Raw genomic sequence first — 14,018 nt, 5'->3', positions numbered from 1 at the left:
TCTTGACGGGTGCTTGCCGTCGTTCCGCCACCAGTCACCGTGCGGGTGCCCTCGAAGATCAACCTGCACCTGTCCGTCGGCGACCTGCGTGAGGACGGTTACCACGACCTGACCACCGTGTTCCACGCCCTGTCGCTGTCGGACGAGGTGACGGTCGCGGTCGCCGAAGAGCCGGGCCTGGAGATCTCCGGGGAGGGCGCGGACCAGGTGCCGACCGGTCCGGACAACCTCGCGTGGCGCGCCGTCGAGGCGCTGGCCGCGCACGTGGGCAAGAGCGACCCGAAGGTGCGGGTGACCGTCCGCAAGGGAATTCCCGTCGCCGGTGGCATGGCGGGTGGCAGCGCCGACGCGGCGGGCACGCTGGTCGCGCTCGCCGCGCTGTGGAAGCTGGAGATCGGCCGCGACGAGCTGGCCGGTATCGCGGCGACGCTCGGCAGTGACGTGCCGTTCGCGCTGTACGGCGGCACGGCGCTGGGCACCGGCCGCGGTGAGCAACTCGTGCCCGTGCTGTCGCGGCACACGTTCCACTGGGTGCTCGCGTTCGACCACGAAGGACTGTCCACCCCGCGCGTGTTCGGTGAGCTGGACCGGTTGCGGGAGAGCGGGAACCCGCCGCGCGTCGGCTCGCACGCGCCCGCCGTCGAGGCGCTCGCGTCCGGTGACCCGCGGCAGCTCGCGCTGCTGCTCGGCAACGACCTGCAGGCCGCGGCGGTCTCGCTGCGACCGGGCCTGCGCCGCACCCTGCGCGCGGGCGTCAACGCCGGTGCGCTCGCCGGCACCGTGTCCGGCTCGGGCCCGACGTGCGCTTTCCTGTGCGCCGACGGGGAAAGCGCGCTGGAGGTGGCCGCCGAGCTGGCGGGAGCCGGCGTGTGCCGCACCACCCGCGTGGCCCACGGCCCGGTGCCCGGTGCCCGGTTCGTCACCGGCGACGACGTTCGTCCCACTCCTCCTCCCCAGGTGCACGCCTAAATGGCCAACTTGATCAACCTCGAATCCGTCAGCAAGTCCTACGGGGTCAAGCCCCTGCTCGACCAGGTCTCGCTCGGCGTGGCCGAAGGCGAGCGCATCGGCGTCGTCGGTCTCAACGGCGGCGGCAAGACCACGCTGCTGGAGGTCCTGTCCGGCATCGCCGAGCCCGACTCCGGTCGCGTCAGCCGGGTCCGGGACCTGCGCATGGCCGTGGTCACGCAGCGCACGGAACTGGGCGAGGGCACCACGGTCCGCGACGCCGTGCTGTCGCACTACGCGGCCGAGCACGAGTGGGCGGCCGACGCCCGCGTCCGTTCCATTGTGGACGGTCTCGGGCTCACGGCGCTGGGACTGGAGTCACCGACGGCGAACCTGTCCGGCGGTGAGCGGCGGCGGATCTCGCTGGCCGCCGCCCTCGTCGGTGACCTCGACCTGATCGTGCTGGACGAGCCGACCAACCACCTCGACATCGAAGGCGTGCGCTGGCTCGCCGACCACCTGCTCGCCCGCCGCACCGCGCTCGTCGTCGTCACCCACGACCGGTGGTTCCTCGACACGGTGTGCGGCCGCACGTGGGAGGTCGCGAACGGCAAGGTCGAGCAGTACGAGGGCGGCTACGCGGACTGGGTGTTCGCGCGTGCCGAGCGGGCCCGGCTCGCGGCCAGCGCGGAGGAGAAGCGGCAGAACCTGGCGCGCAAGGAGTTGGCCTGGCTGCAGCGCGGCGCGAAGGCCCGGACGTCGAAGCCGCGGTACCGGATCGAGGCGGCCGAGGCGCTGATCGCGGACGTGCCGCAGCCGCGGGATTCGGTGGAGCTGCTCAGCTTCGCGCGGCGCCGGCTCGGCAAGACCGTGCTGGAGCTGGAGGACGTGACCCTCAACGCCGGCGACAAGCCGGTGCTGGACACGGTGACGTGGCGGATCGGCCCTGGCGACCGGATCGGTCTGGTCGGCGTGAACGGTTCGGGCAAGACGACGTTGCTGAAGCTGCTGGCGGGGGAGTCCGAGCCCGCGGCGGGGCGGCGGATCCAGGGCAAGACGGTCCGGCTCGCGCACCTTTCGCAGGAGCTGGAAGAGCTGCCGGGGCAGCTGCGCGTGCTCGAAGCGGTCGAGGAGATCGCGGGGCGCGTGGTGCTGGGCAAGCAGGAGATGTCGGCGTCGCAGCTGGCCGAGCGGCTCGGGTTTCCGGCCGCGCGGCAGTGGACGCCGGTCGAGGACCTGTCCGGCGGCGAGCGGCGGCGGTTGCAGCTCGCGCGGCTGCTGATGGCGGAGCCGAACGTGTTGCTGCTCGACGAGCCGACGAACGACCTGGACATCGACACGCTGCAGCAGCTGGAGGACCTGCTCGACTCGTGGCCCGGCACGCTGGTGGTGGTCTCGCACGACCGGTACCTGGTGGAGCGCGTGTGTGACGGGGTGTACGCCCTCTTCGGCGACGGCCGCATCACGCACCTGCCGGGCGGGATCGACGAGTACCTGACGCGCCGCGCCCCGGCGCCCGTGTCCGCTCCGGCGGCGCCGAAGCAGTCGTCGTCGGCCGCCGAGCACCGCGCGGCGATGAAGGAGCTGGGCCGCCTGGAGCGGCGCCTGGACACGCTGTCCAAACGCGAAACCGACCTGCACGACCAGCTCGCCGCCAACGCCACCAACCCGGAGAAGCTGGTGGAGCTGAACGCGGAGCTGAAGTCGGTACTGGCCGAGAAGGACGACGTCGAGGCCCGCTGGCTGGAGACTTCCGAACTGGTGGAGTGAACGAGTTCACCCCACCAGTTAGGGTCTGCACCATGAGCAGGTTCGTCGACACGCTCGTCGCCACGGCGACGGCGGGTGGTCAGCAGCGTGGGATGGTCACCGGGGAGCCCAAGGAGCCGGTGCGCCGGACGTGGGCCGAAATCCATGAGCAGGCCAAGCGCCTGGCGGGCGGGCTCGTCGAGCACGGGTTGCGGCCGGGGACGCCGGTCGCCGTGCTGGCGGCCGCGCCCGCGTTGATCGCCCCGACCGTGCAGGGCGTGTGGCTCGCCGGCGGCAGCGTCACCATGCTGCACCAGCCGACGCCGCGGACGGACCTCGCCGTGTGGGCGGAGGACACCGTCAAGGTGCTGAACATGATCGGCGCCGGGCTGGTGCTGCTCGGCGAGCCGTTCGACGCGCTCGCCCCCGTGCTCACCGAGCACGACATCGCCTTCCGCGTGATCACCGAGCTGCTCGAAGCCGAACCGCTCGCCGAGCCCGTGCCCGTGACCGAGGACGACGTCGCGCTGCTGCAGCTCACCAGCGGTTCCACCGCCGAGCCCAAGGCGGTGCGGATCAACCACGGCAACCTGTACACCAACATCAAGGCGATGGTCGACCGCGCGGAGTTCGTGTTCGACCGCGACATCATGGTGTCCTGGCTGCCGACCTTCCACGACATGGGCATGGTCGGGTTCCTGACCGTGCCGATGACGTTCGGCGTCGAGCTGATCAAGATCACGCCCGTCGAGTTCCTGTCCGGGCCGCTGGTCTGGCCCGAGCTGATCAGCAAGTACAAGGCGACCACCACCGCCGCGCCGAACTTCGCCTACGCGATCGTGGGGCGGCGTCTGGCCAAGGTCGAGGACGACGACGCCTACGACCTGTCCACGCTGCGCATTGCGCTCAACGGCGCCGAGCCGATCGACGAGACGGCCGTGAAGACGTTCACCGACGCGGGTGCGCGGTTCAAGATGCCCCCGGAGTGCGTTTTCCCCGCGTACGGCATGGCCGAGGCGACGCTCGCCGTCTCGTTCGCGCCGCTGTTCACCGGGCTGACGCTGGACTACGTCGAAGCGGACGCGCTGGAGGCCGACGACCGCGCGGTGCCGGTGCCCGAGGGTGACCCGCGGCGCGGCACCGAGGAGGTGCGGTCGTTCGCGGTCCTGGGGCGGCCGTTGGACGGGCTCGAAGCGGAGATCGTGGACGCCGAGGGCAAGCGGCGGGGCGAGCGCGAGGTCGGGGAGATCCGGCTGCGCGGCGAGGCGGTGACCCCGGGGTACCTGACGGTCGACGGCCCGGTGCCGACGCAGGACGCCGACGGCTGGCTCAACACCGGCGACCTCGGATACCTGGTGGACGGGCAGATCGTCATCTGCGGCCGCAAGAAGGACGTCATCATCATGGGCGGCCGCAACATCTACCCGACGGACATCGAACGCGCGGCGACGTCGGTCGAAGGCGTGCGGGCCGGGAACGCGGTGGCCGTGCGGATCGACGCGGGCACCCGACGGGAGCGGTTCGCGGTGGTGCTGGAGTCGAAGCTCGCCGGAGACGCCGACGCCGAGCGGCGGCTGGTGAAGGAGGTCTCGGCACGCGTGCGTGACGCGGTGGACCTGCGCCCGTACGCGGTGGTCGTCCTGCCGTCCGGCAGCCTGCCCAAGACCCCCTCGGGCAAGGTGAAACGCGCGGCGACGGCGGCGCAGTTCGCGGACCGCATCCACCAGTCGGCAAGCCACTGACGCGCCGGAGGGGCGGGACGCCACCGGTGACCCGCCCCTCCACGCACCTCAGGACTGGCTCAGCTCCACGCTCGGCTGTGGGCCCGGCGCCGGGGTGTGCACACCCGGCTCCGCGCCCGTGCGCGCCTTCGGCAGTGGGTGCGCCCGGCTGGTGAACGTGGCCAGCGTGTCCTCCGCCCGCTCCAGGAACTCGTCCACCTCGCGCTCGTCGTACCCGCGCTTGCCGAGCAGCGGCTTGTCGAACATCACGTGGTGCACCTCGGCCGCGGTGAGGTCGTCCTCGCCCTCCAGGGTCTTCGCGATGCGCCGGACGAACGCGTCCACCTCGTTCTTGGCGTAGCCGCGCCGCCCGATCGGCGCGTTCCCGAACTCCACGCGGCGGACCTCTTCGGCGGTAAGAGACATGACGGGTTCTCCACATTCAGCTAGACCGGGACTCTTCCCGCACACAGTCCTAGCCGCGGCACACCGCGCCGGAAAGGTCCGGCTCGCGCAGAAACACGATGGGGAGAAGCAACCCACGCCTGTGGGTGAAAGACGGCTACCCAGCGTGGAAGGCGTTCTGAGCCGCCGTCAGCCCTTTGCCGAGGAGCGCCTCGACCGCGTCGGCGCACCTGTCGACCTCGAACGGGAGCTCCTTGCGCTCGACCGTCGAGAAGTCCTTCAACACGAAATCCGCCGGGTCCATCCGGCCGGGCGGCCGCCCGATGCCGAAGCGCACCCGGTAGTACTCGCGGGTGCCGAGCGACTTGGTGATCGACCGCAGGCCGTTGTGCCCGTTGTCGCCGCCGCCGAGCTTCAGCTTGAGCCCGCCGAACGGCACGTCCAGCTCGTCGTGCACGACGACGACGCCCTCCGGCCCGATCTTGTAGAACTTGGCGGTGCCCGCGACGGGCCCGCCGGAGAGGTTCATGAACGAGCGCGGCTTCGCCAGCACGACGCGGCGCCCGGCCAGCCTGCCTTCGAGCACCTCCGCGCCGCCCTTGTGCGCCTTGAACTTCCCGCCCACGCGCGCGGCGAGCTCGTCCAGCACCATGAACCCCACGTTGTGCCGGTTGGCGGCGTAGCGGGGCCCGGGGTTGCCGAGACCGACGAGCAGCACCTGCTCGTCGGTCCCGGGCAGATCGGGAGCGGTCACTCCGCGGCGGCCTCTTCGCCTTCGCCCTCGCCCGCGGCCTCGTCGGTGGCCTCGGCCTGCGGCTCGGTGACCGCGACGACCAGCGCCTCGGGGTCGGTCAGCAGGTTCGCGCCCGACGGCAGGGTGACCTGCGACGCCGTGATCTGGGTGCCGACCTCGGCGCCGTCGATGGAGACCTCGAACTGCTCGGGGATGTGCAGCGCCTCGACCTCGACCGAGATCGTGTCGACGTCCTGGTTGACCAGGCCGCCGGGCGCCGGCTCACCGGTGATGACCACCGGCACGTCGACGGTGACCTTCTCGCCGCGCTTGACGACGAGCAGGTCGACGTGCTCGATGTAGTTCTTGAGCGGGTGGACGGTGATGGTCTTGGTCAGGGCCAGCTCGCTGGCGTTGTCCACGTCGAGCGTGAGCACGGCGTTGCTGCCGTTCTCGCGGACCACGCGGGCGAACTCGAGCGCCGGCAGCGCGAGGTGCCGGGGCTCGGTGCCGTGGCCGTACAGCACTGCGGGGATCTTGCCGGCGCGACGGGTGCGGCGCGCGGCGCCCTTGCCGAACTCGGTGCGCGGCTCGACGGACAGACGTACCTCGGACACGGTCTTGTACTCCTTAAAACGGTGGATCTTGTCGCACGGGGATCAGGCGGGCGGTGTCTGCGGCGGCGAGCTCCAGCGAAACGTGCACAGCGCGTGGCCACTCAAGCCGCCGCGTCGATCACGTCGGGCACCGGGGGTACCTGTGGTGCCCGCCTCGCCGAGACAACCTGCTCAGTGTAAGCATTCCGCCTCCCAGGGGTTGCGGTGGGTCGCTCCGGCAAGTAGGAAGCTTGGAAGTCAGGGGGTGCCCGAATGCCGCGAAGGACCGTGAGGGGCTTGCTCGCCCTGGTCGCGGTGCTGCTGCTGACAGCCTGTGAAAGCGCTGCACCCGCAGGTGGGCCGGACCCGCGTTCCGCTGTGGAGGGCGCGCTCGGCGCGCTGGCCCGCGAGACGGCGGTGACGTACGAGCTGGGCTCGGGACAGGCCTTCACCGTCACTCAGAAGGGTTTGGTCACCGGCACCCTGCCGCTGCACGGGCAGGAGGTCCAGGCGCTGCGCGCGGGCGGTGACCTGTTCGTGCGGGCGCCCGCGGCGCACTGGCAGGAGCAGGGCATGGCGGCGGACCGGGCGGCCGAGTACGGCGCCCGCTGGGCGCGTGCGGTGCTGGCCTTCGACCCCGGCTGGACGTTCGCGCCGGCGACCGTGGCGCAGGCGCTGCGGTCGGCGGTCTCGCCGGTGGACCGGTCGCTGCGCGCCACGCTGGCCGACGGGCTGGACGTGTTCGACCTGTCCGGCCTCCGGGTGACCGCGGCGCCGCCCTACCGGGTGGTGAGCTTCGCGTCGGCGCTGCTGGCGCCGGTCGTGCCGCAGACGGTCGGCCGCACCGACATCGGCGTCCGGCCGGTGGTGGCCGACCGGCTCGCGGACCTGCGGTCGCGGTTCGACGAGACGCTGGACGGGCTCGGTCAGCCGTTCGTGGCCGGGCCGGTGGTCGCCACCACGGTCACCGGCCACACGCTGCACTGCACCGGTTCGGGCGCCTGCACTGACACCGTGCACGTCGACAACGACCTGCTCGGGGACGCGCCGAGGGCGTCGGCGCGGGTGGTGCTGAAGACCGCGGTGTCGTCGCCGAGGCTCGGCGAGCAGGACTGCGGGCAGGAGCTGGTCACACCGCTGAACGGGACTTCCACGTTGTCGTGCTCGGTGAAGTTCGCGCTGCCGAAGCTGACCGGGACCGCGCGGGTGGCCGCGACGCCGAACGTATCGGCCGAACCGGTGGCGACCGTCGACCCGGCCGCGCTGAAGAACGAGGTCGCCGCGGCGCTGACTCCCTGATCAGCCCCGAAGACCGACACGGCGAACGACCGGTTCGCACCGGTCGTTCGCCGTGGGCCGGGGATCAGGCGTGGCCGTCGAAGAGGCTCGTCACCGAGCCGTCCTCGAAGACCTGCTGGATGGCCTCCGCGAGCATCGGCGCGATCGACAGCACCGTGAGCCGCGGGAAGATCTTCTCCTCCGGGATCGGCAGCGAGTTCGTGACGATGATCTCGCGCGCCTTGCACTCCGAGAGCCGCTCGGTGGCCGGGTCGGACAGGATGCCGTGCGTGGTGGCGATGACGACGTCGGCCGCGCCCTCGGCCAGCAGCGCGTCACACGCCTTCACGATCGTGCCACCGGTGTCGATCATGTCGTCGACGAGCACACACAGCTTGCCCTCGACCTGGCCGACCACGCGGTTGGCCACCGCCTGGTTCGGCTTGTCCGGGTCACGCGTCTTGTGGATGAACGCGATCGGCCGGTCGCCCAGCTGCTGCGCCCACTTCTCCGCCAGCCGCACGCGGCCGGAGTCCGGCGAGACCACCGCGATGTCGGCGTCGCCGTAGGTCTTCTTGATGTGGTCGGCCAGCAGGCTCTGCGCGAACAGGTGGTCCACCGGGCCGTCGAAGAAGCCCTGGATCTGCGCGGTGTGCAGGTCGACCGTCATGATCCGGTCGGCGCCCGCGGTCTTGAACAGGTCCGCGATCAGCCGCGCCGAGATCGGCTCGCGGCCCTTGTGCTTCTTGTCCTGCCGCGCGTACGGGTAGAACGGCATGACCACGGTGATCCGCTTGGCGCTCGCGCGCTTGAGCGCGTCCACCATGATCAGCTGCTCCATCACCCACTCGTTGATGGGCGTGGTGTGGCTCTGGATGACGAAGGCGTCCGTGCCGCGCACCGACTCCTCGAACCGCACGAACAGCTCGCCGTTGGCGAAGGTGTGCGCGGTCTGCGGGGTGATCGTCACGTTGAGGTGCTTGGCCACCTCTTCCGCGAGTTCCCGGTGTGCGCGGCCGGAGAAGAGCATGAGGTTCTTCTTCGGCGTGCCGGACTTAGGACTCATTTCGACGACTCCCGCTCGGTTTCCTGGTTCCCTTCGGCGGCGAGCGCGGCTTCCGCCGCCTCCGCCGCGGGTGTGCCCGCCCTGCGCCGGGCCACCCAGCCTTCAATGTTGCGCTGCGGTCCGGTGGAGACCGCAAGCGCCCCCGGTGGGACGTTTCGCCTGATCACGGTACCTGCGCCGATCACGGCCCCGTCGCCGACCTCGACCGGGGCCACCAGCGTGGTGTCCGAGCCGGTGCGCACGTGCGAGCCGATCCTGGTGTGGTGCTTGCGGACCCCGTCGTAGTTCGCGAACACGTTGGAGGCGGCGATGTTGCTGTGCTCGCCGATCGTGGCGTCGCCGACGTACGTCAGGTGCGGCACCTTCGAGCCCTTGCCGATGTTCGCGTTCTTCGTCTCGACGAACGTGCCGATCTTGCCAGCCTCGCCCAGCACCGTGCCCGGCCGCAGGTACGCGAAGGGGCCGACGCTGGCGTTCTCGCCGATCTCCGACTCCGAACCGTGCGTGCGCACCACCTTCGCGCCCGCGCCCACCCGCACGTCGGTCAGGGTGGTGTCGGGGCCGATCACCGCGCCCTCGCCGATCGTGGTCTCGCCGTGCAGCTGCACACCCGGCTCGATCCGCACGTCGCGCGCGAGCGTCACGCCCGCGTCCAGCCACGTGGTGGCCGGGTCGACGACCGTCACGCCGGACAGCTGCCAGCGGCGCACGATCCGGCGGTTCAGCTCCGCGCCCAGCACGGACAGCTGCACGCGGTCGTTGACACCCTCGGTCAGCCACGGGTCGTCGACGACGAGCGCGCCGACCTTGCGGCCGTCGGCGCACGCGTTGGTGAGCACGTCGGTCAGGTACAGCTCGCCCTGCGCGTTGTCGGTCGACAGCCGGGTGAGGCCGTCGGCGAGCAGTGCCGCGTCGAACGCGTAGACCCCGGAGTTGATCTCCGTGATCTCCAGCTGGTCGGGTGTGGCGTCGCGCTGCTCGACGATGCCGCGCACGGCCCCGTCCGCGTCGCGGATGATGCGGCCGTAGCCCGTCGGGTCTTCGAGCACGGCTGTCAGCACCGTGACGGCGTTGCCCGCGTCGCGATGCTCGGCCAGCAACGCCGACAACGTCTCGGTGTCCAGCAGCGGCACGTCGCCGTAGCTCACCAGCACCGTGCCGGTCAGGTCCGCCGGCAGGGTCTCCAGCGCGCACGACACGGCATGCCCGGTGCCCTGCTGCACCTCCTGCACGGCGGTGGTGACGGGACGGCCCAGCGCCTTGCCCAGCTGCTCCAGGTGCGCGGCGACGGCTTCGCGGCCGTGCCCGACGACCACCACCAGGTGGTCCGGCTCCAGGCCGGCGGCCGCACGGACCGCGTGCTCCACCAGCGGTCTGCCCGCGATGGGGTGCAGGACCTTCGGGGTGGTGGAACGCATCCGGGTGCCCTCGCCCGCGGCGAGGACCAGTGTGCTCAGCGGGCCGGTCACGGCACTCCAAACTGCAGACGGCGGCGTTGCTTACCGGGCAACGATCCTACGGAAGCTCTTCGGCCGCCGGCGGCGGGTCGGCTTCCGCCCACGCCGCCGACGTCTCGCCCGGCACCGCGTTCGCCGTGGCCACCTGGTCGCCGCCACCGCGTTTCGCCTGGTACATGGCGGCATCGGCGCGGGAGAGCACCTGGTCGGCCCGCTCCTGCGGGCGCAGCGACACCAGCCCGACCGACAGCGTGACGCCGTGCGAAAGGTGGTGTGGCAGGGATGACACCGCGTTGACGGCACGCATCAGCGCCTGCTTCGCGGCGGACACCGGCGCGCCCGGCAGCAGCGCGACGAACTCGTCCCCGCCGTAGCGGGCCACGATGTCGTCGCCGCGCAGCGCGTCGCGCAGCGTGCTGGCGACCACGCGCAGCACGTCGTCGCCCTCCGCGTGCGAGTGCTCGTCGTTGACGCCCTTGAAGCCGTCGAGGTCGATGAGTGCGACGGCGAGCGGCTGGGCGGTGGTGGACTGCGAAAGCGTGCGCAGGTGCTCGTCGAGCGCGCGGCGGTTCGGCAACCCGGTGAGCGGGTCCTGCAGCGCCTGCTGGCTGACCGCGCCGTGCTGGGCCGAGAGCCGCTCGTGCTCGCGGCGCGTGTTGAGCGTGGCGATCTGCGACTCGCGCAGCGACCACAGCTCCATCTCCAGCGCCGTGGCGTACTCGACGAACGAGGCCAGCTTCTCGCGCTCGCCGTTCTCCTCGAAGTCCAGCCGGGCCAGCTCGCGGATGAGGTTGAGCCGCATCGACGGCTGCGAGTTGTCCTCCTCCAGGCCCAGCCGCGTGGACTGCAGCGCCTTGAGTGCCTCGTCGCGGCGGCCGGCGATGTCCAGGCAGCGGGCCAACGCGATGGCCACGATGACCTGCTCGTGCGGGTACCCGGGCTCGACGAGCAGCCGCTGCAGCCGGTCGATGTGCCCGGCGGCGGGATCGGCGAGCGCGAGTGCGGCGGCGAGCACCCCGACCTGTTCGACCGCGGGCACGCCGAGGCGCCGGGGGAACAGCGACTCCGCGAACGGGGCCTCGACGGCGACGGCCATGGACGCGGCGGTCTCGAACTTGGTGGCGGCCTCGCGGTGGCGGTCCACCCGCTCCAGCCGCAGCGCCCAGCCGAGCAGCATCTTGACGCGGTTCATCAGCTGGAGCGTGATTTCGTGCGGCCCCGCGGTCTCGCGGACCGCCTGGTGCGCCCGCGCGATGACGTCCTCGGCCGCCTCGTACACGCCGAGCTGGTTGAGCACGAGCCAGCAGTCGATGAAGGCGCTGGACCGGGTCTTCGCCCACTCGCGGCGCGGTGTCTGCACGTCCGGCCGGTCGGAGTCGTCGAGGATCGCCAGCGCGCGGGCGATCTCGGTGAGCGCCGCGTCCTCCTGGCCGGCGAGCACGAGCCGGCGGCCGCGCAACGCGTGCGCGTCCGCGCGGTAGAGGGAAAGCCCGTGGCGGCGCGTGTGCGCCAGCATCTCGTCGAGCAGCGGTTCGGACTCCCCGGCCAGGCCGCGGGTGACGAGCCGGGCGAGCGAGGCGGCGCGCAGCAGCTGCGCGACCAGCACGGGCTCACCGCGCCGCTGGGTCTCGTCGAGCAGCTCGTCGACCGTGCGCACGATGTCCAACTGCTCTTCGCGGTCGGTGTGCTGGACCGCGGCGATCAGCTCCCGGGAGCGCCCCACCAGCCAGGCGTCGGACAGCTCGGCCAGCGCTGGTCTTCTGCTCGTCTCGCTCTCGCCTTGCAGGGGGGCACCCCCTCGATCGTCGGGGTCGGGCACGGCTGCTCCGCCGCCAGGATTCGAACCTGAACTGTCAGAACCAAAATCTGAAGTGCTGCCAATTACACTACGGCGGATCGTGCCTGGTCAGAATACCGACGCGGCAAACCGCCCCCGGTGCTGGGGTTCGGCCTGGTTTTCGGCTCTCCCCCTGGGGGTAAACCTCCTGTACCGTAACTTACGCATACGTAGGTAAGGCGACCCTTCCCCGGGTCGTTTTCGCAGGAAGAAGTGTTGCGCATGACGGCTACCCTGGAACCGACTCCCACCAAAGGCCCGAAACCGGTCACCAGCGGGCAGCGCCCCGCAGGCGTCCAGTTCTCCGTGTACCTCGGCGTGATCCTGCCGTTGCTCGCGGTGGCGGTCGCCGTTCCCTTCGCCTGGGGGTGGGGGCTGAGCTGGGTGGACGTCGGCCTCTTCGTGGTCTTCTACTGCATCAGCGGGCTCGGTATCACCGTCTCGTACCACCGGTACTTCACGCACGGCTCGTTCAAGGCCAAGCGCTGGCTGCGCGTCGCGCTCGCCATCGCGGGCAGCCTCGCCGTGCAGGGCCCGGTGATCACGTGGGTCGCCGACCACCGGCGCCACCACGCGTTCTCCGACCGCGACGGCGACCCGCACTCGCCCTGGGCCTTCGGCACCTCGCCGGTGGCCATCGCGAAGGGCTTCTGGCACGCGCACATGGGCTGGCTGTTCGAGCGCGACCAGAGCAACGCCGAGCGGTTCGCCCCGGACCTGCTCAAGGACCCGGCGATCAAGAAGGTCGACGAGTACTTCTGGCTGTGGACGCTGCTGACGCTGGTCGTGCCGGGCATCATCGGCGGGCTTGTCACGTGGTCGCTGTGGGGCGGCGTCACCGCGTTCTTCTGGGCCGGGCTGGTGCGGGTGTGCGTGCTGCACCACGTGACCTGGTCGGTCAACTCGGTGTGCCACATGATCGGTGAGCGCCCGTTCGCGGCGCGCGACAAGTCGGCGAACTTCTGGCCGCTGGCGATCCTGTCCTTCGGCGAGTCGTGGCACAACCTGCACCACGCCGACCCGACGTCGGCGCGGCACGGCGTGAAGCGCGGCCAGATCGACATCTCCGCGCGGGTGATCTGGCTGTTCGAGAAGCTGGGCTGGGTGCACAGCGTCCGCTGGCCCACCCCGACCCGGCTGGCCCGCCTGGAAGCGGAATAGTCTCTGCCCGGTGGCGGGAAGACGTAGGTCGAAGCGCGAACTGGTTACGGGGGCGCGGCCCCCGGAGCCGGTGGCGCGGGTGCGGATGACGGGCGCGGAGCGACGTCAGCAACTGCTGAACGTGGCCCGCGCCCTCTTCGCGGAAAAGGGTTTCGACGGCACCTCGATCGAGGAGATCGCGCACCGCGCCAACGTCTCGAAGCCAGTGGTGTACGAGCACTTCGGCGGCAAGGAAGGCATCTACGCCGTCGTCGTGGACCGCGAGACCCAGGTGCTGCTCGACCGGATGGTGTCCACTTTGCACGGTGGGCACCCGAGGGCGATGCTGGAGCAGGCGGCGAGCGCGTTGCTGGGGTACGTCGAGGAGTCGCACGACGGGTTCCGCATCCTGGTCCGCGACTCGCCCGTCGCCAGTTCGACGGGCACGTTTTCCACGCTGCTCAACGACATCGCGAGCCAGGTGGAGCACATCCTCGGCCAGCAGTTCGCGGCGCGCGGCTACGACGAGAAGCTGTCGGCGCTGTACGCGCAGGCGCTCGTGGGCATGGTCGCGCTGACGGGCCAGTGGTGGCTGGACGCCCGCAAACCCAAGCGCGACGAGGTGGCCGCGCACCTGGTGAACCTCGCGTGGAACGGGCTCTCGCATTTGGAACACAAACCGAAGCTGCGGCTGCACTAGTAGAGTGTTGTGGCTGATTCTTGGGGTATAGGTGGCGGAGTTTGACGCGTGCGTCGTCGTTGGTGAACTGCCAGTGGACCTGGCGTTGCTCGGCGTTGATGGCGTGCTGCCATGCGGTGAGCTCGGTGTTGAGGTTGCCGAGGTGACTGATGCGGGGGTCGAGACATTGCCGCGACAGCGCGGACAGCTCGATCTCGGCGATGTTGAGCCAGGACCCCATGTTTAGGGGTGTGGATCTCCAGGCGCTGGGCGAGAGAGAAGGCCTCACCGGGTTCGAAGGCCTCGTAGAGCGAGGCGATGCCGTGGGTGTTGAGGTTGTCCATGACCAGCACCACAGTCGCGGACCTGGCCGAGTAGCTGGAAGGGTTTCTCGTCCATACACACGACC

The 14,018-nt window shown here is 70.9% G+C and carries 12 protein-coding genes, 1 tRNA gene and 1 pseudogene; 6 read left to right on the top strand and 8 right to left on the bottom strand.

The annotated features are described in order from the left end of the window. Nucleotides 1-9 precede the first annotated feature (9 nt). From FHX82_RS08720 to FHX82_RS08710, 3 genes are read left to right on the top strand one after another with little or no spacing between them, the layout of a single operon-like run. The gene (locus tag FHX82_RS08720; RefSeq protein ID WP_145934133.1) at nucleotides 10-969 is read left to right on the top strand and encodes a 4-(cytidine 5'-diphospho)-2-C-methyl-D-erythritol kinase; all 960 of its coding nucleotides are present in this window, start codon (nucleotides 10-12) and stop codon (nucleotides 967-969) included. Further along, the gene (locus FHX82_RS08715) at nucleotides 970-2,718 is read left to right on the top strand and encodes an ABC-F family ATP-binding cassette domain-containing protein (RefSeq protein ID WP_145934132.1); all 1,749 of its coding nucleotides are present in this window, start codon (nucleotides 970-972) and stop codon (nucleotides 2,716-2,718) included. Between the two features lie 32 nt (nucleotides 2,719-2,750). Further along, nucleotides 2,751-4,439, top strand: coding sequence for a fatty acyl-AMP ligase (locus tag FHX82_RS08710; protein WP_145934131.1), 1,689 nt, complete (start codon nucleotides 2,751-2,753; stop codon nucleotides 4,437-4,439). Nucleotides 4,440-4,487: 48 nt separating this feature from the next. On the opposite strand, the gene FHX82_RS08705 is transcribed toward FHX82_RS08710, so the two are convergent. The 3 genes from FHX82_RS08705 to FHX82_RS08695 form a co-directional block, all read right to left on the bottom strand. Beyond that, on the bottom strand, nucleotides 4,488-4,844 hold the full coding sequence (locus FHX82_RS08705) for a DivIVA domain-containing protein (protein WP_145934130.1): 357 nt from the start codon (nucleotides 4,842-4,844) through the stop codon (nucleotides 4,488-4,490). A 136-nt stretch (nucleotides 4,845-4,980) separates the two neighbouring features. Then, nucleotides 4,981-5,577: an aminoacyl-tRNA hydrolase gene (pth, locus tag FHX82_RS08700; protein ID WP_145934129.1), complete on the bottom strand. Its 597-nt coding sequence runs from the start codon at nucleotides 5,575-5,577 to the stop codon at nucleotides 4,981-4,983. Continuing rightward, nucleotides 5,574-6,173, bottom strand: coding sequence for a 50S ribosomal protein L25/general stress protein Ctc (locus FHX82_RS08695; RefSeq protein WP_145934128.1), 600 nt, complete (start codon nucleotides 6,171-6,173; stop codon nucleotides 5,574-5,576). Before FHX82_RS08695 ends, pth begins: the two co-directional genes overlap by 4 nt. Nucleotides 6,174-6,440: 267 nt before the next feature. On the opposite strand from FHX82_RS08695, the gene FHX82_RS08690 reads away from it, so the two are divergent. Then, nucleotides 6,441-7,451, top strand: coding sequence for a hypothetical protein (locus FHX82_RS08690; protein ID WP_229880547.1), 1,011 nt, complete (start codon nucleotides 6,441-6,443; stop codon nucleotides 7,449-7,451). A gap of 64 nt (nucleotides 7,452-7,515) precedes the next feature. Here the strand turns inward: FHX82_RS08690 and FHX82_RS08685 are convergent, their stop codons facing one another. The 4 genes from FHX82_RS08685 to FHX82_RS08670 all read right to left on the bottom strand — a co-directional run bounded on the left by FHX82_RS08685 (nucleotide 7,516) and on the right by FHX82_RS08670 (nucleotide 11,849). Continuing rightward, nucleotides 7,516-8,496, bottom strand: a complete 981-nt coding sequence (locus FHX82_RS08685) for a ribose-phosphate diphosphokinase (protein ID WP_145934126.1) — start codon at nucleotides 8,494-8,496, stop codon at nucleotides 7,516-7,518. Then, nucleotides 8,493-9,965 carry a bifunctional UDP-N-acetylglucosamine diphosphorylase/glucosamine-1-phosphate N-acetyltransferase GlmU gene (glmU, locus tag FHX82_RS08680; protein ID WP_145934125.1) on the bottom strand — a complete coding sequence of 491 codons (1,473 nt, stop codon included), beginning with the start codon at nucleotides 9,963-9,965 and terminating at the stop codon, nucleotides 8,493-8,495. Before glmU ends, FHX82_RS08685 begins: the two co-directional genes overlap by 4 nt. A gap of 46 nt (nucleotides 9,966-10,011) precedes the next feature. Further along, nucleotides 10,012-11,772 carry a GGDEF domain-containing protein gene (locus FHX82_RS08675; RefSeq protein ID WP_444541917.1) on the bottom strand — a complete coding sequence of 587 codons (1,761 nt, stop codon included), beginning with the start codon at nucleotides 11,770-11,772 and terminating at the stop codon, nucleotides 10,012-10,014. Nucleotides 11,773-11,777: 5 nt separating this feature from the next. Further along, nucleotides 11,778-11,849, bottom strand: a tRNA-Gln gene (locus FHX82_RS08670). A 163-nt stretch (nucleotides 11,850-12,012) separates the two neighbouring features. Here FHX82_RS08670 and FHX82_RS08665 point away from each other — a divergent pair. Both FHX82_RS08665 and FHX82_RS08660 read left to right on the top strand, forming a co-directional pair. Beyond that, nucleotides 12,013-12,951, top strand: a complete 939-nt coding sequence (locus tag FHX82_RS08665) for an acyl-CoA desaturase (protein WP_145934124.1) — start codon at nucleotides 12,013-12,015, stop codon at nucleotides 12,949-12,951. A gap of 85 nt (nucleotides 12,952-13,036) precedes the next feature. Further along, nucleotides 13,037-13,630, top strand: a complete 594-nt coding sequence (locus FHX82_RS08660) for a TetR/AcrR family transcriptional regulator (protein ID WP_145934151.1) — start codon at nucleotides 13,037-13,039, stop codon at nucleotides 13,628-13,630. A 147-nt stretch (nucleotides 13,631-13,777) separates the two neighbouring features. Here FHX82_RS08660 and FHX82_RS38160 read toward each other — a convergent pair. Further along, nucleotides 13,778-13,953 (bottom strand): annotated as a pseudogene (locus tag FHX82_RS38160) (transposase); the annotation flags it as partial. Nucleotides 13,954-14,018: the final 65 nt, after the last annotated feature.

Source organism: Amycolatopsis bartoniae (assembly GCF_014191255.1).
Taxonomy (GTDB): domain Bacteria; phylum Actinomycetota; class Actinomycetes; order Mycobacteriales; family Pseudonocardiaceae; genus Amycolatopsis_E; species Amycolatopsis_E bartoniae.
This window is presented reverse-complemented; position numbering and strand designations above follow the sequence as displayed.